A 22,340-nucleotide genomic window follows, 5' to 3' on the forward strand; every position below is an offset into this window, starting at 1 on the left:
ATATCCCCTTTTTGATTTTTATTATAAAGGAGAGAACAATAAAATGCGCAAAAGTGTATTGTATATTGCCGCAAGCCTTGATGGTTTTATTGCGGGAAAGGACGGAAACGTTGACTGGCTTGATGATGTAGAAGGAGACGGGTCCGATAATGGCTACCTGTCTTTTTATGAAACCGTTGACACGCTCCTGATGGGCCGTGGCACCTATGAAAAAGTCCTCGAGCTGACAGATGATTTTCCGTATGCCGGCAAGAAATGCTTTGTTTTGTCACGGACGATGAAAGGAAAAACAGACCAGGTTACCTTTACTGACGAAGCGCTGCCGACTGTGCTGGAAAAAGCAGAAGGGACCGTCTGGATCGTTGGAGGCGGACAAGTGGTGCAGGAGTGTTTGAATCACCGCTTGCTTGATGAGCTGTTTATTGCTGTCATACCAAAAGTGCTGGGCGGCGGCATCCCGCTGTTTCCACCGGGCACAGAAGCGTCCCTCTCGCTTGTAGATGCAGAAAAGATAGGGGATATCGTATCGATTCACTACAAAAGAAAGGACTGACAGGATGAAGAAAAAGTGGCTGGCAGGAATGCTGTTTGTAGCAGGATGCGGTATGCAGGAACCGGAGAGAGCGGAAGAGTCAGATCAGTCCAGGCAGCCGGAATCCAGGGAGCTGGCGGCAGAAGCGGAAAATTTGGACACGCCATGGTCGATTGAGCAAAGTGAAGGTATTTTTTACATATCTGAGCGGAGTGGTACAATTGCCAGAGTGGAAAATGGCCAGGTTGAGCATCAGCCAGTTGAACTGACATCACCGCTGTCGGACGCTTCGGAAGCGGGCCTGCTCGGCTTTGTGCTGGCGCCGGATTTTACAGAATCGAAGGAAGCTTATGCTTATTACACGTATGATAAAGAAGGAAAGCCGTATAACCGGATTGTCAGGCTTAAACAAGAAGAGTCGGACTGGCACGAGGTAAAGACGATTTTGGACGAAATTCCGTCCGGCAGCTTTCATCATGGCGGCCGGCTTGAAAGGGGTCCGGACGGTGCTCTTTATGCGACAATTGGGGATGCATCTAATCCAGAGACCGCTCAGGATCCGGAGTCCTGGAACGGGAAGATTGTTCGGATTAACGAATCAGATAAAGCTGAGATCTATAGTATGGGACACCGCAATCCTCAGGGAATCGCCTGGGCCGCAGACGGGACCATGTATGCATCGGAACACGGGCAATCGGCAAATGATGAAATCAACCGGGTTGAAAGAGGGAAAAATTATGGCTGGCCGGACATTGAAGGAACAGAAAAAGCAGAGGGGCTTGAAGCGCCGCTTGCCGCGTCCGGTCCGGATAACACATGGGCGCCTTCCGGAATGACCTGGCATAAGGGAGCACTGTATACAGCATCACTCCGCGGTGAAGCTGTACTGGAAATTGATCCCCAAACAGGAGAGGTTTCCCAAAAAGTCGATGGCTATGGCCGTATTCGGGATGTTTTTTCTGACGGGGAGCAGCTGTACTTTGTGACGAACAATACAGATGGTCGTGGAAATCCAGCTGCAGGTGACGATAAGCTTTATCGGATAGCGGAATAAAACAGAGGCCGTGTTTTCTAAACAGGCAGAATAGTTGCGACTTCCCTTTTTTCCTCCTACTCTAAAGAAAAGGAGTGGAGAATGATGAAAGTAGAAATCTGGTCGGACTTTGCTTGTCCGTTTTGTTACATTGGCAAGCGCCGGTTTGAAGAAGCAGCGGCACATTTTGATGGCAAGGTAGAGATAGAGTTTCGCAGCTACGAGCTTGATCCGAATGCACCGGTCAAGTCAGAGGACAGTGTGCACAGTGCACTGGCAAAAAAGTATGGCATGACAGTTGAAAACGCAAAAGCAATGAATGACCGAATGACTGAGCAGGCAAGGGAAGCCGGACTCGTTTATAACATGGATACGATTGTTTTAGCGAATACGCATGATGCACACCGCCTGTCTCATTTTGCAAAAGAAAAAGGGAAAATGAATGAGTTTACAGAGCGGGTATTAAGGGCGTACTTTACTGAATCTGAGCATATTGCAGACGCAGATTTGCTGGCCGGGTGGGCAGAAGAAGCCGGTCTTGACAGGTCGGAAGCAAAGAATGTACTGCAAAGCGGCAAGTACAGTGACCGTGTTCATGCCGACCAGGAAGAAGCGCGTGATATTGGTATTGAAGGGGTTCCGTTTTTTATTTTCAATGACAAGTACGCGGTTTCCGGTGCCCAATCAGTTGAAGCATTTAAGCAGGTACTGGATCAGGTAGCGGCAGATGAAGAAGTAACAGCAGGAAAAACCGAATGGTGTCAGGACGATGACTGTAAGGACGTTGAAAGTGAAGATTAATTGAATGTAAAGGGATACAGCAGAACATAAAAAGCGTTGATTCACCCCGGTTTATAAGCTGAAAGGGTTACGCTCCTGGATAAAGAGCCAAAGCTGTCAACAGCTTTGGCTCATTCTGTTGAAATAAGAGACTGACTCTATCTTTTCTAGATTACATCCAACATATTTGTGAACGTTTAGGTCTCTAGCAGTATGGGCCACCGTGCTTGGCCTAGGCATAGAAGAGGCGGAATCCGCGGGGCAGCGGGTTCGCTCGTCTTTGTCGCTGCGCAGCAAAGCCCGATCTTATGCCCGCCAGTCCCGCAGAAGTCTGCGCCCCGCTCCTGCCGCTCGGGTGGGGAGGAGAAATCAGCCGATAAAACCCGATTGATTTTGTTTTACGGATGAGAAACGAAAAACATGCTTTTTATGCTCGCTTTTTAAGAAAACAACGGGCGGAGGGCAGCCGGTGGAGACTCCCATGGGACGAGCGGACAGGGTGAAACAGGCGGCACGCAGTGGCGCTGGTTCAGCGTTCGCCCCATAGGAAAGCGGAACCGGCAGACCGCAGCCCCTGACACTGCTTCTCAAAGAAAACAGCGTGCTTCTGGCTATCACAAAAAGATGATTTCAGCCCAAAAACGGACGATCCTCTTGACGACTCTATTTTTCAACACTGTGAGCCAAAGCTGTCAACAGCTTTGGCTTTTCCTATAACGGAAGGATTAAAGGTAAAACAATCCGGGGCCGATTGAACGGGTGCATAAAAACCGCTCGCTGGCGGCTCCAGTTGTATCTCCGCCCGGGAAAATCGATTCCTGTACAGCCATAAGCTTCTCAAACCTGGACAATGAGAAAGGGAGCTAAACAGCGCGCTCCATAGTCCGGGAGAAAGCCCTCTGCATACCGTCCGCCCGCCGGTTTCCATGCTGAGGATGATTTGACGAAAATCCGGTTATACTGATTCAATCATCAACAGTATCATGTTGAGCTGTTGTCTGCATGCTGTCGATCAGCCGGCGAGTGGAAGCTGATATTGTCCATAATTCTTGGTAAAAAGAACGAATACGGCTGGGGGCATGTGCGGAATATCTGCACATGGGCGCAAGGCGCTGCATACGATTACGGTAATACATCATCGTCTGACGAGGAAAATGAAGAATTATAATTTCATCGAGCGAATCAGACGGGCATCTGCCTGACAAACAGGTGCAGCATACGTTCATGCAAGCCGCCCGAAGATGCTTCCAGCCGTGTTGCTTCATAGCTGGTTCTAGCTCAAAGTGCAGCAGCTATTAATCTACCGGTCCCGCTGCCGATAATAAATATGTGTACGATATCACTTCTTTAGTGTGCAGAAAAGAAGGCTGGCAATGTTAAACTCGTTTGGAAAGGAAGATAGAGCATGAAATATGCGCTCTTAGGTGACCTTCATTCCAGTGTGGAAGATACAAAAGCGGTGCTCCAGCAGATTAAGTGCTGTGCATCGGATGCCCAAATTATTGGTCTCGGAGACTTGTATGAATGCCATGTCGGAAAGCGGAAGGCTAAAATAACAAGAGATATTTCTATAAAAAGAGCAGCGCATATGCCGAAAAAGTTTGCGCCGCTCCTGACTTTTCCTTCTGTCCGGGGAAATCAAGAAGAACGGATCATGCTTGTGACAGGGAGAAATGACTTTGCTCATTTGCCAGAAAAATTATTGATCGACGGTGCTGTGGTAATACATGGGCATCAGTGGAAATGGACAAAAGGCTGGCTGCCCGTTTTGCCCAAAACTGATCCGCCGCTCGTCTTTTTTGGCCACAGCCATATAGCCGGTCTTTATCGAAAAGGTCGTCCACTGCCTTTTTCATATGGCGAGCCAATTTTGCTCAAGAAAAAAAGATATGGCATTAATGCTGGAGCTGTCTCGGGGGCACGTGAATGGGTGTTGTATGATTCGTCTGCAAGGACTGTCACCTTTATGAAAGCTTGATAAGTAAAAAGCGCGACAAGCGGGTTGTCGTGTTTTTTGCTTTTTTAATGGCTATTTATGCTTTTCCATGTGTTCAACAAAGGATTACAGGTTCATTGTTTTGCCGGCTTTGGGCTGAGTATCGAGTCTACAGAGAAATGGCATCTGTAAAACAGAAAAAATAAAATAACACCCACTTCGCTGTGAAATGGGTGTTGAGCTGCGTTCTTACCAGACATGCTGTGCTCTTTCGGAACACGAAAGATATGTCCGCTATTCTACATTCCAAGGCAAAACAGGACAAGCGGAATACTTAAGATACTTAAAAGCGTTGTAATCAATGTGGTGAACGATACGAGATCCGGTTCGGTCCCAAACTGAATCGCAAACATCGTTGTATTTGCCGCTGCCGGCATGGCCGCCAGCAAAATCATAACATCTTTTAATAAATCATTAACCGGTATAAAAGAAACGATGACAACGGCGAGAAGCGGTGATACAATCATGCGGATTACAGAAACTGCGTGCACATATTTGTATTCGACCCGCTTTGTCGCAATGACTGCCAGCTGCATGCCCAGCACAATCATCACGGTTGGAATCGAAGCATCTGCCACAAGGCTGATCGCATCCATAAACGATGGCGGGATTGAAACATGCAGCAGCTGAAGCAAAACGCCGAGAAGGGCCCCGTGCAAAACAGGCATTCGCACGACCCGCTGAAGCGACTGCTTTAAGGTCGTTTCTTCTTCCCCACCGAGAGAAGCCGCAAACAAGCCGATCGTATTCATTAGGAATGCTTGAAAAACCATAATAATAACCGCGTATTCAAATCCTACGGCTCCAAAAGCGAACAGGACAACCGGCGCCCCGTAATTACCGCTGTTCATAAAAACACCGCCTAACACCATAGCCGCCATTTTGGTGCGATCTGCTTTCATGAAAAAGCCGGTAATCAGCACAACAATAATGAGGACCAGTGACAAAGCGAGACAGAAAACGGTAATGTACACATATTCTATTGTTAGCTCGTTGGCATAAAACGTTCGAAACGCAAGAAAAGGCGACATTAAATACAGTGCAGCCATCGAAATAGACCTGATCTCAAATCCAATCCATTTTTGGCCGAGGTAGCCGGTTAAAAAAATCAGGAATGCCGGCAGCACAATCATCAATAATTCCAAAACAAGGTCATCTCCGTCCCATTTCAACTCTTTCTTTATCATACCAAAACTTTTTGGCGAAAACAGGCGGAATTTCGTTCTTTGCTATAGGCGAACGGGGAGGTTTCGTGTACAATACAAGATGTTGTTTTTCAGAGAAAGAGAAAAACGATCTGAAAAAACCGACCAGTCGGTTAAAATATATGTTGGAGGAAAATATGAACGAAACAAAACAAGTAAAAATTGTCACAGCTGATCCGTCAGCAATCGGCTTGTTCGGACTAGCCATTGTTACGCTTGTGGCTTCATCCCAGAAGCTGGGCTGGACAGATGGATTGTCTTTAGTGATTCCATGGGCAATATTTTTAGGCGGCATTGCGCAATTTTACGCATCTATTTTAGATACAAAGCACAATAACACATTTGGCGCCTCTGCTTTTGCAGCATACGGACTGTTCTGGATGGGCGTCAGCTTGTCATGGCTGATGAATCTCGGTGTATTTGGCCAGATTCTGCAGGAAAATGCAGATATGCATCAGCTTGGTTTTGCTTTTATCGGTTATCTTATTTTTACTGTATTTATGACCATTGGCGCTCTTGAAACAAATAAAGTGCTGTTTATCATTTTCTTTTTAATTGATTTCTTATTTATCGGGCTGTCCCTTAGCTCATTTGGCATCATGGAGCATGCGGCGCATCAGCTTGCAGCGTACTCAGAGCTGCTTATTTCACTGTTTTCGTTTTACGGAGCAGGTGCAGCTGTGCTGAACACACACTTCGGACGCGAATTTCTTCCGATTGGCAAGCCGTTTGGCATCATTAAAAAAGGGTAAAGGATGCTCCGTCGGCGATTTGGCCGGCGGGCTTTTTTTTATGAAGTGAAAGGGCTATAATGGGGGCATCGATAACGATTGGGGTGATTCGGCTGGACGCCTTGCTTGAAAAACAATATGACATTATGGACGTCAGCCTGCTGGCAGGAAAAATTATGTTAGAAAGCGGAGCCGAAACATACCGGGTAGAAGACACAATGGTGCGGATCGCCCTGTCGTACGGTATTGAGGATTCGCACAGCTTTGTGACACCAACTGGTATTATGTTTTCAATTGAAACAGACGAGCCGACCAAAACAAAGCTAATGAGAATCTCGAGCCGCACGACGGATTTATATAAAGTAAGTGCAGTAAATGCTGTTTCCCGGCGGATCAGCGCAGGAGAACTGACCGTTTCCGAAGCGTATAAGGAATTAAAATCGATTCAAAGAGCACCGATGTTTTTTTCATTTTTTATGCAGGTGGCGGCGGCGGCTTCAACGAGCGGCTGTTTTGTTATTTTACTGAAAGGGTCGTGGGATAACGTATTTCCCGCCATGCTGTCGGGAGCACTTGCTTATTTTCTTCTCCTAAAAGTAGCTGACCTTGTCCCAACGATGTTTTTCTCCGAATTTATCGCGGCTCTCGCTGGCGGTGCAGCTGCATATGTTTTGTTCCGGCTCGGATTCGGAAGTGACCTCGACCGAATTATTGTGGGAACCTTGATTCCACTTGTTCCCGGTCTGTTAATCACAAATGCGGTCCGTGATTTGATGGCCGGCCATTTTCTTTCCGGTCTGGCAAAAGGGGCAGAAGCTTTATTAACAGCACTTGCAATCGGGACCGGGATCGCGGTTGTGATGACGTTTATTTAAGGAGGAAGCAGGCATGACCATTTTAACCAATATGTTTTTTAGTTTTGTGGCGGCCGCAAGCTTCGGGGTTATGTTTAATGTGCCAAAAAGCCTGCTGTTCAAGTGCGGAACCGTTGGGATGGCCGGCTGGATGGTCCATTATTTTCTATCCGAGCACAGCATCAACCCGCTGCCGGCAACGGTCGCAGCCGCCTTTACCATTGCTGTAATCGGGCATGTATATGCGAGGGTGTACAAAACACCGGTTATCATCTTTACGATTGCAGGCATTATTCCGCTTGTTCCAGGGGGCACGGCCTACCGGGCTATGCGTTCATTTGTACAGAACGATTACAACACAGCGATTAATCTGGCGGCGAAAGCATTTATGATTTCAGGCTCTATCGCACTCGGACTTATTTTATCCGATGTATTTTATCAATTAATTCTACGTAAAAAAGTACCTGCCACAAGAAAGCAGACATAGAAAGAAGGGGCATTTTGCAAAAAATAAAGCCATACCTGCTGCTGATCTTAGTTATGATGACCTGGGGATTTAACGTACCCCTCATTAAAATACTGGTCAGCACAGTGGAGCCGGTCACAATCACTGCTTTTCGGATTTTCACAGCATCACTGGTTGTTTTTTTGATTTTAGCGAAAATGGGGAAAGTCCACTGGCCGGCTATTTATCATTGGAAGTATATTTTGGGCGGCGGCTTGTTTAATGTTTTTTTTCACCACTTGTTTTTAGGGCTTGGCGCGGCTGGAACCAGCTCCGTGCATACAGGCATTATCCTCGGGCTTGGCCCGATTTTAACCGCTTTGATGTCTGTCGTCTTTTTTCGCAGAAGTCTTTCCGTATTAAGGGGACTCGGGTTTTTAATTGGTACAGCAGGCGTCTTCGTCACAGTACTGGGCGGAGGAGCCGGTTTAAGCGGATTTGTACTCGGAGATTTATTTATCTTTTTTTCAATTACGGCCCAGGCATTCAGCTTTATTCTGGTGAGCCGTGCTGCGCGTGATATGGATCCACTTCTGTTGACCGGTTACATGCAGTTATTCGGTTCATTTGGACTGTTTCTGACGAGTTTCCTTTTAGAGCCGAATGGCCTTGCCTCGCTTGCAAATATTCATGCCGGGACAATCATTGTATTTCTAGTGTCGGCAGTCGGCGCTACAGCGATTGGTCATTTGGTGTACAACAATACCATTACGAAAATCGGACCTGCCGAAGCGGCGATTTTTTTGAACTTAAATACTTTTTTCTCGATTGCCGGCTCTGCCGTTATTTTAGGTGAACCAATTTATTACTATCACTGGCTTGGACTTCTGCTGATCGTGCCAGGTGTATTAATGGGATCGGGAGCGCTTGAAGAAATGATTCGCAAGCGCCGGCATATGGAAAGATAAATTAAAAAAAGCCCGGCCTCTCTAGTTAACATTAGAGAGGCCGGGCTTTTTTCAAATTGTTCGCGCTGTTTCACAATTTTTCTTTCCTAACAGCGGGCAGTACGGGCATTTTTCGCAGCCAGGCACTTCCTTATACAAGCAGCATGTTAACCGGCTAAAGTTCGCCATCGCATCCTGTGGGGACTGTCCACGTAAAAACCGCTGAAACCCTGGCAAAAGCGCAAGGTCACGTGTGTCGTTTAAAATATGCACATACATCCAAAGCACATAGCCAAAAATATTTTCCCGGGAAATCATGGCGGGCAGTTTGGCTTTTTTCGATAAGTGTAAAATGATTGGCTCCGCGAGACGACTGATCAAAAGGTCGGCCCCTTCGTCACCGCAGGAAACCCAGTTTTCATGCTTCAGTCGAAATAAAAGAGGCCATCCGTCTCCGCTTCCCATAACGATCTCTATTTCATCAGCGTCACCGTTCCATATTCGCCGTTCTTTTGAAAAAACAGCCAGGTGGCCGGCAAGAAACAGACCGTACCGACGCATAAACATCGACGCTGCTGCCGGAAGAGAGGTAACCTTTATATCCTGCTCTGCTGACGCCATCAGTAGCTGTATATGATCTGCCCATTCCTTTACTGTTCCAATTGCTTTGCCTTCCTCTGCAAATGCAAACATTGTCCGGTCCATACCAGCCACCTCCTTTTTCTTTATTATAAATGCAGCCCATTCTCATAATCAATGTAAGCCGTCCGCCGTGCCGCCGGCTCCTTTCTTTCATACCGTGTGAGTAAACGAAAGGAGTGGCAGCACATGAGAAAAAGCGGCTGTCGATGTGGCTGCAAAAAAGATCCGAACTTCCGCCCTGGAAAAAAATCAAGCGAAAAGAGAGAAGAAAGCGGCCAGGAAAAAAGAAGAACAGCTTCATCAACGAAAAGAAGTTCTTTATCTAAAAAAAGATAAGAAAAGAGCAGGTATTTGGGAACGTTTCACACTGTCCAATACCTGCTTTTTTTCGTGTCAAACAGGTAAAGGAATTCAGCGGACGAATTGCTTCTCCTGATAATTACGAGTAAGTTAAGCGGTATGCCGTGGCAGGGATGCTGCTGTCCTCATATGGTATAGAGAAAGAAGAGGAGGTGATCACATGCCAGGTCATAATGGAAAAGACAAAGAGAAAGACGGCCAACACAAAGGGCATAACAATGATCAAAACAAAGGCAAAGAAAAAGACAACGGCAAAGGAAAAGGGAAAGATAACGGACTAATGAATCATCTTATGGAAGGTGATTGGGTTCTTGTTTTCACAGATAATGATCAAAGCCCTGTTTTCGGTCAGGTCAAGGACGTAGACCGTAACGCTGTTGTTCTTGAAAACCTTTTTATCCCGTTTGTTGAAAAAGTGGTAATCCCGCTTGATAAAATTGTAAAAGTCTTTGTATTCGGCGATCAGTTAACAGAGGATCAACTGGAAAAATTGTTAAAAAAGAAGAAAGACAAAAACAAAAATAAAGATAAAAAGAAAAATAAGAAAGAAGATTAATCATGTGAGCCCGCTCTTTGAGCGGGCTTTTACTGTTTCTAATAAAGGATGTAAACAGTGTTTGAGTGATTCTGGAGAGTATAAACTATGCTCAAAATACAAACCGGTGCCGTAAGATGATGAGCGGAATGCAGGCAGTATCTTATGACAATAGGAAAGTGTTCACTATTTCAAAGGTTAAGGTAAAGATGTTTAGCAAAAGCCTAACATTGGTTGTGTCCTGTCGACTTTTTACCGGGAAAATATCCTGCGCTAAATGGAAAATGTTAATATGGAAGAAAAGAAATTTGGTGATCATATGGAAAATTTCATTGAAAATCTACAGGGCTCTTTGTATAAAGGATTTATCAATCAGCATGAAGCAAAACCGGGAAGCTTCAAGCCCCGGCTTCTCGTTAACAATGCCCAAAAAGGAGAAAATGTGTTAACGACACTGTTAGAGGAACTGGATCAAAGCCAGTCGTTTCTTTTTTCAGTAGCGTTTATTACAGAAAGCGGCCTGGCAACACTAAAATCCAAATTGCTTGATTTAAAGACAAAAGGCATTCGAGGACGTATTTTAACATCCACCTTTTTAAACTTTAACCAGCCAAAAGTGTTTAACGAGCTGATTAAAATCGAAAATGTAGAAGTGCGTACAACAGCTATTAAAGGGTTTCATGCAAAAGGGTATATTTTTGATCATGGCAGCTCGTTTTCCTTAATTGTTGGCAGCTCCAATTTAACAGCACATGCATTGAAAGTAAATTACGAGTGGAACGTTAAACTTACTTCACATGAAAATGGGGAAATCGTTCATCACTTTAAAGATCAATTTGAAGATATATGGGAGAGAGCTGAAGTTTTAACACAGGATTGGATTGACCGTTATGCAGTGACATACACGGCAAGCCAGGAGCAGCGAGCCATGCAGCAGGTGATTGAACCGCCAACCCATTATGGAAGTAATGCTATACAAGCAGCTCTCGAAGTTATGCCTAACAAAATGCAGAAAGCCGCCCTTCAGCAAATTCAAGCTCTTCGGGATGAAGGAAAGCAAAAGGGACTGGTTATTTCAGCGACTGGTACAGGGAAAACCTATTTATCGGCTTTTGATGTGCGGACTTTTCGTCCAAAAAGAATGCTATTTATCGTTCATCGCGAACAAATTTTGCAAAAAGCGATGAGTGACTTTAAAAAGGTGCTGGGTGGTGACATGAGCGATTTTGGTATTCTCTCTGGAACTTCCAAGCAGGTGGATGCAAAGTATTTGTTTGCGACCATTCAAACGATTGCGAAGAGGGATGTACTGAATCAATTTGATCCTAAAGCATTTGACTATCTGTTAATAGATGAAGTACATAAAGCAGGGGCAAAATCCTATATAAACGTAATGAATTATTTTCAGCCAGCTTTTTTAATGGGAATGACTGCAACGCCTGAACGGACTGACGATTTTAATATTTATCAGCTGTTTGATTACAACATTGCTTATGAAATTCGTTTGCAGGAAGCATTAGAAGAAGATATGCTTTGTCCGTTTCATTATTTTGGTGTGACTGATTTAGAGATTAATGGAGAGCTTATTGATGAAGCAGCCACTTTCACCGAGCTTGTTTCAGAAAGTCGAATTGAGCATATTTTAGATAAAATTCAGTACTACGGCTTTTCCGGTCAGGCAGTGAGAGGATTAATGTTTTGTAGCCGAAAAGAGGAAGCAAAAGAGTTGTCTTCTAAGTTAAATGAGCGAGGATACCGCACAGTGGCTTTGACAGGAGATGACTCTCAGGAACAGCGTCTTCAGCGAGTAGCAGAGCTTGAAAATGGTGAGCTAGATTACATTTTAACCGTAGATATTTTCAACGAAGGAATTGATATTCCGTGCATTAATCAAGTTGTAATGCTTCGGCAAACACAGTCGAGTATTGTATTTATTCAGCAGCTGGGGCGCGGACTGCGTAAGCACGAATCAAAAGAGTTTGTTACGGTCATTGATTTTATTGGAAACTATAAAAATAACTATATGATTCCGGTTGCTCTTTCAGGTGATCAATCACAAAATAAGGATAACATTCGACGGAAAACCGCGGAAACAAATTATATTTCTGGCACCTCGACGATTAACTTTGAAGAAATCGCAAAAAAGCAAATTTTTAAGGCGATCAACAATAGCACGTTACATACGGCCAAGCTTTTAAAAGAAGCCTTCATAAATTTAAAAAATAAAATTGGTTATACACCACTTTTACATGATTTTATAGTCAACCATTCAATTGATCCTATTGTGCTTGTCGAGAAACACAACAATTACTATCAGTTTTTAAAGAGTATAAAAGAAGAAGTACCAGTAGCTCTGACAGAATACGAGCAACAAATTTTAACGATGCTTTCATTAGAGTTATTAAATGGGAAAAGGCGTCATGAGCTTGTTTTAATAGGGAAATTACTTCAAGAAGATTCACTGGAACAAGAGACCTACTTAGATCACCTAAGAAAAGAAGGCTGTTTAATAGATGAGCAAACAATACAATCTGTACAGCGTGTTTTCGATTTATCTTTCTTTACACAAAGCACGCGCAAAAAATACGGTGATGAACCGGTTGTTGTATTACAAAACCGTATGTACTGCTGGAATGAAAAAGTGTATGCCAGTCTTTCACAAAACATATTTTTCAAAAATCTTGTAAGGGATATCTTTCAAACAGCTGTTGAAAAAAGTCGAAAGTATGAATGCAGTCAGCGGTTAACACCCTATGAAAAATATTCCCGTAAAGATGTATGTAAACTATTGAACTGGGAAAAAGATGAAAGTTCTACTATTTACGGGTACAAACCAAAAAACGGAACATGCCCGATTTTTATCACCTACCATAAAAATGAAGAAGTAGAAGCGAGTATCAATTATGGGGATGAATTTATTAGTCCGGAATTGTTAAAATGGTATACAAGAAGCAACCGAACGCTTCAATCCGATGAAGTACGCAAAATTATTCATGCACAGCAAACAGATCTTGATATTCATATTTTTGTTAAAAAAGACAATGATGAAGGTACGGATTTTTATTATTTAGGACAAGCAATCCCAGACAGTAAAACGGTAGAGCAAGCAACGATGTATGACAAAAATCAAAAGGAAATTCCGGTTGTCCGTATGGATATGGTAATGGAGCATCCGGTTGAGCATTCTTTGTATCACTATTTAACCGAAGGAGACAATTAAAATGAAAAAAGCGGTCCGTGTAGTAGGAGCAGTTATTGAAAATGAAAAAAATGAAATTTTATGTGCATTGCGCTCTCCAGAAATGACCCTGCCAAACTTGTGGGAATTTCCAGGAGGGAAAATTGAAGCAGGTGAAACACCTGAAGAAAGCTTGAAGCGTGAAGTTCAAGAAGAGTTAGCTTGTGAGATTGAAGTGGGAGAGAAGATTGAAGAAGTTACACATGAATACGAGGCGGTAATCGTGAATTTATTAACCTATCGTTCTCGTATTTTGAACGGACTTCCTAAGGCCGAGGAGCACGCGGAATTGCGCTGGGTTTCACGTGATCGGCTGAATGATCTGGAATGGGCGCCAGCTGACATTCCTACCATAACGCAACTGATGAGTGAGTATTAATTTTGTTGGAATAAGAACGGTCAAAGCCAAAGAATGCAACGGGCTTCAAGACAAAAAGTGCAGACCCTGTCACCTTTGTGGCAAGGTCTATGCGCTTGTGAGGAGAGTATAAAAGGATATTTTGTTTCTACCTTCTACAACAGCTCGCCGTCCACATTCCTTTCTTCCATTAAATTTGAAATTTATTCCATGAAATAACTGTCTGAATCGTGATATTTCCATCGATAGATCGTGTTATAATCATTCTAACCTAAAGATAAGAATAATTATGTAAGCGTTATCTTTTTGGTGGGCAGGTAAGATAAGTGTTTATCTTTTTATAAATCATTATATGAATCGGGAGGGATATGATGGAGGTATTCAACAAGAAGCCGAATAACCAAAACAGTTTTACAAGTGCTGTTTCGACAGATGAAATGGCATCTATTATAAATTTACATACATGGATGATCAAAACACTCGCCAGCGGGGATTCACTGCACACAACGATGCAAGCACTGACATTGAAGCTTGAAGAGCATTTTAAACGGAAAACGTATTGTTCGCTTTTAATGATGAATGAAGAAAACAGGTTTATTGTCGAATATGCACCGACTCTTCCTCATGGCTATCAGCAGGCAATTCATCTCGTGGAGGCGAATCCGGCAGCCGGCTCATGCGGAGCGGCCGTCTGCCGAAGAGAAACGGTTATTTCATCTGATATTGAGAATGATCCGCTCTGGAAAGACTTTTGCGAGGATGCCCTCCATTTTGGGCTGAAAGCCTGCTGGTCCAGTCCGATTCTAGTAGAAAACCAGGTTGTCGGCACGTTTGCGGTTTACCATTCAGACGTTTGTGCACCTGCTCCTCATGAGATCGAAATGCTCGAAACATGTGCGAGCCTGGCAGGCCTGGCGATTGAACGAGACCGGCGGATCAAGCTGGAACGGAAGCTGCAGGAAAGCGAACAGCGGTTTAAGTCGTTATTTGACTACTATCCTGACTCTGCTTATATTTTTTCATTAGAAGGTCATTTTCTTGATTTCAATCAAGAATCAGAGCCGATATCGGGCTACACAAAAGAAGAGCTGCTTGGGGAAAAATTTATTCCATTCATTTCCTTAGAGGATAGAGAAAGAGTATGGGTCCATTTTAATGAGGCAAAGAAAGGAATCGTTCAGCATTATGAATGTAGAGTGGAACATAAAAAGGGCCATCATTTAACCGTAAGCCTGACCAATGTCCCGATTATGGTGAATGGCGAGGTTGTAGGCGTTTATGGGATCGGACGCGATATTACCCGTGAGAAGGAATTGGAAAATGAACTGATAACAACCCACCGGGAAATGGATTATCTTTTTAAAAATCATTCAGGGCTCATTGTTAAATATAAAAAGGAAAATGGTCAGTTTATCCATACCTTTGGGGGAGGACAGCTGCTTGAAGGAATGGGGTTAAAGCTGGAAGAAGCACTTGGAAAGTCGCTGTATGATCTTTTTCCAGCAGAGCTTGCCGCTCGGAAAGAGCAATTTTACCAGCTGGGATGGGAAGGAAAAGAAGCAGCCTATGAAGTAAAGCTGCATGACATTTATTACAGTGCTGTACTGAATCCAGTTTTTAAAGATGGACAAGTTACAGAAGTCATTGTCACGTGTAATGATATTACAGAGCTGAAAAAAGCCCATGAGGAGCTGCGGGAAACAAAGGAGCTGCTGGAGTCTTTTGTAAACAATACTGCTGATGCGATCGTTACGATGAATGAATATGGACAGATCACCTATGTGAACGAGGCGTATGTGGATTTATTCGGCTGGCAGGAAGACGAGCTGCTGGGCAAAGAGATTTCCAATGTTCCGGATCATGGTAAAGAAACTTTCGATCGTCTTGCCCGGCTGACCTTTTCAGACAAAAAGATCAGCCGGTTTGAGACAGAGCGGTTGAGTAAAGATGGAAGAACCATTCCAGTCAGCGTTACACAATCTCCGCTTAAAGATAAAAATGGTGCGGTAACCGGGGCATCCGCCATTATTCGGGATATTAGCGAACAGAAAAGGACTGAACGGGAGCTGGAGGAAAACAAGCAGCGTTACCAATCCCTTTTTTACTGCAATCCAGATATTGTTTACAGTATGGATGTGAATGGCGCACTGGTGAATACGAATCTTTCATTTCATAAAGTATTGGGCTACACACCAGAGCAGGCAAAAGGGATGAGCTGGGAAACATTCATAAAAAAGCGGTCTCTTAATGAAACGGAAAAGTATTTTGAGAGAGCTTTACAGGGAACACCGCAAAGCTATGAAACAGTTGGCATTCATCAAAACGGCCAGGAAGTAATGGTACATGTAACAAATATGCCGATTATTGTAGATGATCAAATTGTTGGTGTTTATGGGATTGCAAAGGATATAACCGAACAGAAGAAAGCACAGCAGGAAATTCTTTCATTAAAGCAAAAAATGGAACTGGTGCTGGACTCAATTGGGGATGGCATTTATGCAATGGATAAAAATTGGGGAATCACGTTGATCAACCCGGCGGGCGCAAAAATGCTGGGCTATGATATGCAGGAACTTTTAGGGAAAACACCAAAAGACACATTCAAACATTTATATGATCTTGACTGTTGTATGTCCTATCAAACGCTGCTTGATGGGAAGAACCGCCATGTAACGGATGAGCTCTTTTTTAGAAAAGATGGTACTAGCTTCCCTGTCGACTATATCTCTTCCCCTATTTTAGAAAATGGAGAAATTCGAGGAGTGGTGGTAGCATTCAGGGATATTTCAGAGAAAAAAATGGCTGAGGAATACCTTTTGAAATCAGCTAAATTGGAAATGGCCGGGCAGCTGGCGGCAGGAGTAGCTCATGAAATACGCAATCCTCTCACCTGCATTCAGGGATTTATCCGATTGCTGGAAGAAACGAATGAAAGTGAACCCGAATACTTTACAATTATAAAATCAGAATTTGGGCGGATTGAAGGCATCATCAGTGAATTTTTGGCATTGGCCAAACCGCAGGCATTAGACTTCCAGGAAAATAGCATTGAACTTATTTTAAAGCAAACCATTCATTTAATGAGTGCACAGGCAATTATGCACGGTATGGAAATCATCACAGATATTGAGCCGGATCTGCCGTTGCTTCAGTGTAATAAACATCAGCTTAAGCAGGTTTTTATTAATGTCATTAAGAATGCCATTGAAGCAACTGCCTCTGGAGGAAATTTAGCGGTTAGCTGTAAAAAAACCAGCTCCCATCTTCATATCCAATTTCAAGATCAGGGGGAGGGAATTTCGCCGGACAGAATCAAGCATCTGTTTGAACCATTTTACTCTACCAAAGAAAAAGGAACGGGCCTGGGGCTGATGGTCAGCTACAAAATCATTGAAGAGCACAAAGGAATGATGCGCGTTGAAAGTGAGGAAGGAAAAGGGACAACGGTTCATATTCTTCTCCCGCTTGCATCCCGAATCCTATAAAATGTAAAAGAATTTATGGTTTGGAAATAAAGGACTTTCGAACATCTGTGTGGAAAAAAGAATGATGGATAGAAGCAGTACCTTCCGCCGGTTGCTGGGAGCATAGATATAAGAAACAGGAGTGATAGAAATGGCAGTTCAGCCGTATTTAGTGTTTGATGGAAACTGTGGGGACGTTCTTTCTTTTTATGAAAATGTATTCGGTACAGAAGCGAAGCGAATGACATTCGGTGAAGCGCCGCCGCATCCGGACCATCCACTGCCAGAAGAAGCAAAAAGCCGCATTATGCATGCGAATTTGGAAGTAGAAGGCACAACGCTTTTGTTTTCAGACACATTTCCAGGTACGCCATATGCACAGGGCAGCGCGATCAGCCTGGCGCTCGTTGGCTCGGATATGGACAAGCTTCGTTCATACTTTGAAGGACTGGCTGTAGGCGGTACGGTAACGATGCCGATTCAGGAAACGTTTTGGAGCAAGCTGTATGGCCAGGTACGTGATCCGTTCGGTATTGATTGGCAGATTAGCTATAGTGAACAGTAAGAAAAACGTGCTCCGGCCCAAAATGGCCGAAGCACGTTTTTTATTTTTCGATAGTTGTATACATTTCGGACTCGACGGCCTGCATAAGCGGCGTTTCTTTTCCTGACGAAAACAGGTGGAGCTCATGCATGGCACGGGTGCAGGCGGTATAAAACAAGTTTCTCTCCCATTCCCGTCCGTACACATCTTCAGAAATGTTAAAAAGAAGAACCGCATCAAACTCGATCCCTTTCGCTAAATAAGAAGGAATGACGACCAGCCCCTGCTCAAACGTGTACGTTTCCTGGTCGAGTAATTGAGCGGGAATGTGAGACGACAGCCATGTGTGTACACGCTGGCTCTCCTGCATCGTTTTACAGATCACAGCGATTGTCTGATGGCGGTCTTCTTCAAGCATTGAGCGAATGCGCTTTAACAGCTTTTGCTGAAGGTCTTCTTCATTATTTGCATACGTTAAAGTTGGCTTTGATCCTTCCCGGTTAAACGCTTCAATTTGTTCGCCGCCTTCGATCAGCTGCCGGGTAAATTCCACGATCGGGCGAGTGGAACGGTAGCTGCGTGTAAGCGTGATTTTTTCAAATGATCCCTTTTCGCCAGTTGTCTCCGATAAAACGGATGATTCATGTAAAGCCTGGACAAAAATGGATTGATTCACGTCACCGAGCAGTGTCATTTTACTGTAAGGAAACAGCGTTTTTAAATAAGCTAGCTGAAAAGGCGAGTAATCCTGTGCTTCATCAATAAAAACGTGCCGAATATGAGAAAAAGATTTTCTTCCTTTAAGCTGATCTTGAAAATACAAATAAGCAGTCGCGTCTTCCCAGCTGAGTCCGTTTTGATCCAGCGTTTCGAGTGTGCTTTTGCAAACAGAAGCCCAAATAGGGGGATCAAGCTTTGTATGCTCCTCAAATAGCTTTCGGAAATTGGCTCTTTCATTCACAAAGCCAAGCCGCTTTATTCTGTTTCTTAAAGGCAGAAATTGTTTGCGTACAACGCTTTTGCTTAAAATACGCCACTCCATGTCCACATCGTTAAAGGTATCTTCTTGTTTTGATTGTTTTTTCTGGCGCGCCCGGTACGCGTTTAAAAAATCTTCTTTATCTAAAAGCTCTACTTCATCCCGCACCCATTCTTCGTTTTGCTCCAGACGCTCCAGCTTTTGAAGCCGCTTCAGCAGCCATTCTGATACAAGCTCTAACCGGTTTGGCAGCAGAATAGAAGGCGCTAATGTATAAAAGTACTGCCCCATTTCTTCAGAAGGAACGAGAATTTTATCCCGAAAAACAATGTCGCGAAAAAGAAGTCCCTCCTGCGAAAGAGAAGCAAGAAAATCATCAATCCGTTCCTTAAAGTCCAGACTGGCTTTGAACTGAATAACTGCTGTTTGAGCAGAATCCTCCGTTTCAGCTGCTTGCAGCAAAAACTGTTCCAATTGTTCAAACGGGCTTTGAACAGTAAAGGCATTACCAATCCGGTCCTCTACATACTCCTTGTATGTTGTTTGAAGAATATTTTCCTCTCCGAGCTCCGGCAGTACTGTAGACACATAGCTGTTAAACAGAGGATTGGGCGAAAACAGAAGCATGTTTTCTGCCTGCAGTGTCCGGCGGTTGGCGTACAGCAAAAAAGCAATCCGCTGAAGTGCTGCTGATGTTTTTCCGCTGCCGGCTGCCCCTTGAACAATCAGCGTCTGGCTTCGCTGATTACGAATAATTTGATTTTGTTCTTTTTGAATAGTAGCGACAATATTTTTCATTTGCGCATTTGATTTCCCGCCCAAAACCGCCTGCAAAATGTGATCACCAATCGTTAAGCTTGTATCGAATTGACCGGTTATTTCACCGTTTTGAATAATAAACTGCCTTTTTAAGGAAATTTCTCCTTCGATCTTTCCCTCCATTGTCTGGTAGGCAGCAGGGCCGGTTGTATAGTCGTAATACATGCTTGAAATAGGAGCCCGCCAGTCATAAATTAAAAAATTCTCCTGTGCTTCATCCATTAAGGAAGCGATGCCAATGTAAATAGGCTCTGGCTTCGGTTCGCCGGCTTCCTGGAAATCAATGCGGCCAAAATAAGGAGAACGGCGCAGCCGGTCCAGCTTTTTCAGCTCGTTAAACAGCTGCCCATGGCTTCTTTCTCTTTCCTGAAGCAATTCGGCCTGCTGTTTAATACCAGCCTGTGTTTCGATGACATCATCCGGCTCGTCCATATTGACGGTTACATCTTCCCAAAAGTTTTTGCGAAGACCGATAATGCCCTCTTTTAAAGAGCCTGTTTTTTCCTGGATGTTCTCTTCTTTTCGGTTGATCAGATCAATCACTTCGTTCACACGCTGCTGTTCTTTTTGCTGTTCTGTTTCCTGGTTCATTCTCCAAACACATCCCGTTTTTCAAAGTTTTGCCTTCTACTCATTCTATATCACCTTTTCAGGCTTTACTCAAACAACGTATGCACGGCTAGAACATAGTATTTCCAAAAAAACAGTTCGGATCGCATTCCGGGCCATTTTATGATTCAATGAAAGAGAGTGTATATACTGAATAAGGGAGATGGTTTCTTGAAAACGTTACCGATTCAAAAGCACGGATTAAAGGCAAGCCGGCTTGTACTTGGCTGTATGGGATTCGGCGGAGGCTGGAGCCGGGATGCAATTACAGAAGAACAGGTAAAGCAGGCGCATGAAGCAGTGGACGCAGCACTTGAGTCCGGTATTAACTTTTTTGACCATGCGGATATTTATGCATATGGAAAAGCGGAGGAAGTTTTTGGCCGCGTTTTAAAGGAACGTCCGTCACTGCGCGATGACATTTTAATTCAATCTAAAACAGGGATCACGTTCCCGGATAAAGAAGCAGGGCTGCCAACACGCTACAATTTTTCAAAAGAATACATTGTAAATAGCGTGGACGGTATTTTGTCACGGCTGGGCACGACGCATCTCGACACATTGCTTTTGCACCGGCCGGATGCTCTAATGGAGCCGGAAGAAGTAGCGGAGGCGTTTCATCAGCTGAAATCATCAGGAAAAGTGCGTTATTTCGGTGTCTCGAATATGAGTGCCGGACAAATAAAGCTGCTGCAAAGTGCGATTAGTGACCGTCTTATTGTAAACCAGCTGGAAATGAGCCTGCATAAAATCGGCTGGCTCGAATCCGGTGTGCATGTCAACCAGCCGGCATTTTGTGAAACGATTTTCCCGGAAGGCACGCTTGAATACTGCCGAATGGAGAACATTCAAATTCAAGCATGGGGCCCACTGGCACAGGGAATGTATTCCGGTGCGCCGCTTGAGGAAAAGCCGGAATCGGTACAGTCAACAGCAGCGCTTGTGAAGCAGATGGCGCAGGAGAAGGAGACCACAACGGAAGCGATTGTACTTGCCTGGCTGCTGAAGCATCCAGCGATGATTCAGCCGGTCATCGGTACAACAAGTCCTAGGCGGATTCAGGCTTCGGCAAAAGCAGTCAATGTCGAAATGAGCCGGGATGAATGGTATACACTTTATGTGGCATCGCGCGGTGTAAATTTGCCGTAAAAAAAGAATGTGCCCAGGAGACGCAGACGTTATTTGGACGATACGCCAGCGATACGCGGGACGATACGTAGTACGATACGTGGACAAAACTGAACTGAACTAAACGGAACTGAAAAAAATAAAAAACAAAACCGCAGTTGTTTTTCGCTGAAAGGTATCGATTTTCTCTAAAGTGCTGTACATAGAGAATGAAAAGCCACAAGGAAACAAAAAAGGGCGGATACGTGATTTGCCCACGCGGTGAGGCTCGTTTATTATGAAGAGTAGATTGCATAGACAGGAGCGTATAGGAAATGTACAAATTAATTGCGATTGATATGGATGGAACACTGTTAAATGATCATCATGAAGTGACGGATGAAGTCCGCAATGCCCTTGATGCGGCACGGGCACGCGGTGTGAAGGTAGTGCTTTGCACAGGTCGTCCGCTTGCCGGTGTTCGCCGGTACCTAAAGGATCTCCGTCTTGAGGATGAAGAAGATTATGTAATTGCTTATAACGGTGCTATTGTACAAAATACAAATACCAACGAAGTAGTGTTTAAGCAGTCGCTTGGCTATGAGGATTTCCGCACGCTGCATGATCTGAGCCTGACGCTTGATACACCGATGCACTTTTTTGATGCTGAGTACTTATATACGACGAACAAACTGATCAGCCCGTATACCGTACATGAAGCGTTTATTACGAAAATTCCATTCCAGCATACAACGGTAGAAGAAGTGCCGACTGACATTGCCATGCCAAAGGTCATGTATATTGATGAGCCGGAACGTCTGGACCGGACCATTGCGGCGATTCCTGCCCAAATCAATGATAAATACATGATGGTAAAAAGCGCACCGTTTTATCTGGAAATTTTACATCGCGAAGTCAGCAAAGGAAATGCGGTAAAGCGCTTGTCCGAAAAGCTGGGCATTAAACGCGAAGAAGTTATGACCATTGGCGATAATGGAAACGATTTGTCCATGATTCAATTTGCGGGCTGCGGCGTAGCGATGGAAAATGCAATTCCAATGGTGAAAGAAGCAGCAGATTATCAAACAAAATCCAATAACGAGCATGGAGTTGCCCATGTAATTCGTGAATTGGTGCTTGTGTAAGGCCGGATAAATATAAT

At 44.1% G+C, this 22,340-nt stretch carries 19 protein-coding genes; 16 read left to right on the forward strand and 3 right to left on the reverse strand.

The features are described 5' to 3' along the window. Positions 1-43: 43 nt before the first annotated feature. The 5 genes from VP97_RS03825 (at position 44) to VP97_RS03840 (ending at position 4,323) form a co-directional block, all read left to right on the forward strand. Complete coding sequence (locus tag VP97_RS03825) at positions 44-553, forward strand: dihydrofolate reductase family protein (RefSeq protein WP_050180356.1); 510 nt, start codon at positions 44-46, stop codon at positions 551-553. A gap of 4 nt (positions 554-557) precedes the next feature. Continuing rightward, positions 558-1,586, forward strand: coding sequence for a PQQ-dependent sugar dehydrogenase (locus VP97_RS03830; RefSeq protein ID WP_050180357.1), 1,029 nt, complete (start codon positions 558-560; stop codon positions 1,584-1,586). An 81-nt stretch (positions 1,587-1,667) separates the two neighbouring features. Further along, the gene (locus VP97_RS03835) at positions 1,668-2,366 is read left to right on the forward strand and encodes a DsbA family oxidoreductase (protein ID WP_245629828.1); all 699 of its coding nucleotides are present in this window, start codon (positions 1,668-1,670) and stop codon (positions 2,364-2,366) included. A 1,015-nt stretch (positions 2,367-3,381) separates the two neighbouring features. Continuing rightward, positions 3,382-3,513 (forward strand): hypothetical protein, encoded by a 132-nt coding sequence (locus VP97_RS24690; RefSeq protein WP_281175073.1) that lies wholly within the window; start codon positions 3,382-3,384, stop codon positions 3,511-3,513. 237 nt (positions 3,514-3,750) lie between these two features. Next, a complete protein-coding gene (locus VP97_RS03840) occupies positions 3,751-4,323 on the forward strand; it encodes a metallophosphoesterase family protein (RefSeq protein WP_050180359.1) in 573 nt (190 codons plus the stop codon). Between the two features lie 257 nt (positions 4,324-4,580). On the opposite strand, the gene VP97_RS03845 is transcribed toward VP97_RS03840, so the two are convergent. Continuing rightward, positions 4,581-5,486, reverse strand: coding sequence for an AEC family transporter (locus tag VP97_RS03845; RefSeq protein WP_050180451.1), 906 nt, complete (start codon positions 5,484-5,486; stop codon positions 4,581-4,583). A gap of 197 nt (positions 5,487-5,683) precedes the next feature. Between VP97_RS03845 and VP97_RS03850 the strand changes: the two genes are divergently transcribed. Genes VP97_RS03850 through VP97_RS03865 form a run of 4 tightly spaced genes read left to right on the forward strand, consistent with a single transcriptional unit; the run spans position 5,684 to position 8,544 of the window. After that, complete coding sequence (locus VP97_RS03850; RefSeq protein WP_050180360.1) at positions 5,684-6,298, forward strand: acetate uptake transporter; 615 nt, start codon at positions 5,684-5,686, stop codon at positions 6,296-6,298. 59 nt (positions 6,299-6,357) lie between these two features. Then, positions 6,358-7,152 carry a threonine/serine exporter family protein gene (locus tag VP97_RS03855; RefSeq protein WP_050180361.1) on the forward strand — a complete coding sequence of 265 codons (795 nt, stop codon included), beginning with the start codon at positions 6,358-6,360 and terminating at the stop codon, positions 7,150-7,152. Positions 7,153-7,165: 13 nt separating this feature from the next. Further along, entirely contained in the window at positions 7,166-7,618 is a 453-nt protein-coding gene (locus VP97_RS03860) for a threonine/serine exporter family protein (RefSeq protein ID WP_050180362.1), read from the forward strand. A 14-nt stretch (positions 7,619-7,632) separates the two neighbouring features. Continuing rightward, on the forward strand, positions 7,633-8,544 hold the full coding sequence (locus VP97_RS03865) for a DMT family transporter (RefSeq protein WP_050180363.1): 912 nt from the start codon (positions 7,633-7,635) through the stop codon (positions 8,542-8,544). Positions 8,545-8,595: 51 nt separating this feature from the next. Here VP97_RS03865 and VP97_RS03870 read toward each other — a convergent pair whose 3' ends face one another. After that, the gene (locus VP97_RS03870; RefSeq protein WP_050180364.1) at positions 8,596-9,228 is read right to left on the reverse strand and encodes a hypothetical protein; all 633 of its coding nucleotides are present in this window, start codon (positions 9,226-9,228) and stop codon (positions 8,596-8,598) included. A 457-nt stretch (positions 9,229-9,685) separates the two neighbouring features. Here VP97_RS03870 and VP97_RS03880 point away from each other — a divergent pair, with 457 nt between their 5' ends. The 5 genes from VP97_RS03880 (at position 9,686) to VP97_RS03900 (ending at position 17,685) form a co-directional block, all read left to right on the forward strand. After that, a complete protein-coding gene (locus tag VP97_RS03880; protein ID WP_050180366.1) occupies positions 9,686-10,081 on the forward strand; it encodes a hypothetical protein in 396 nt (131 codons plus the stop codon). A 298-nt stretch (positions 10,082-10,379) separates the two neighbouring features. Further along, on the forward strand, positions 10,380-13,280 hold the full coding sequence (locus VP97_RS03885) for a DEAD/DEAH box helicase (protein WP_050180452.1): 2,901 nt from the start codon (positions 10,380-10,382) through the stop codon (positions 13,278-13,280). A gap of 1 nt (position 13,281) precedes the next feature. Then, positions 13,282-13,677, forward strand: a complete 396-nt coding sequence (gene mutT, locus VP97_RS03890; protein WP_050180367.1) for an 8-oxo-dGTP diphosphatase MutT — start codon at positions 13,282-13,284, stop codon at positions 13,675-13,677. Positions 13,678-14,027: 350 nt separating this feature from the next. Next, positions 14,028-17,141 carry a PAS domain S-box protein gene (locus tag VP97_RS03895; RefSeq protein ID WP_050180368.1) on the forward strand — a complete coding sequence of 1,038 codons (3,114 nt, stop codon included), beginning with the start codon at positions 14,028-14,030 and terminating at the stop codon, positions 17,139-17,141. Positions 17,142-17,271: 130 nt separating this feature from the next. Continuing rightward, entirely contained in the window at positions 17,272-17,685 is a 414-nt protein-coding gene (locus tag VP97_RS03900) for a VOC family protein (protein ID WP_050180369.1), read from the forward strand. Between the two features lie 40 nt (positions 17,686-17,725). On the opposite strand, the gene helD is transcribed toward VP97_RS03900, so the two are convergent. After that, a complete protein-coding gene (gene helD, locus VP97_RS03905) occupies positions 17,726-20,053 on the reverse strand; it encodes an RNA polymerase recycling motor HelD (RefSeq protein WP_050180370.1) in 2,328 nt (775 codons plus the stop codon). A gap of 189 nt (positions 20,054-20,242) precedes the next feature. On the opposite strand from helD, the gene VP97_RS03910 reads away from it, so the two are divergent. Beyond that, complete coding sequence (locus VP97_RS03910) at positions 20,243-21,220, forward strand: aldo/keto reductase (RefSeq protein WP_050180371.1); 978 nt, start codon at positions 20,243-20,245, stop codon at positions 21,218-21,220. 293 nt (positions 21,221-21,513) lie between these two features. Then, complete coding sequence (gene yidA / locus VP97_RS03915; protein WP_050180372.1) at positions 21,514-22,323, forward strand: sugar-phosphatase; 810 nt, start codon at positions 21,514-21,516, stop codon at positions 22,321-22,323. The last annotated feature ends 17 nt before the right edge of the window (positions 22,324-22,340 follow it).

Source organism: Domibacillus robiginosus (assembly GCF_000966195.1).
Lineage (GTDB): Bacteria > Bacillota > Bacilli > Bacillales > Domibacillaceae > Domibacillus > Domibacillus robiginosus.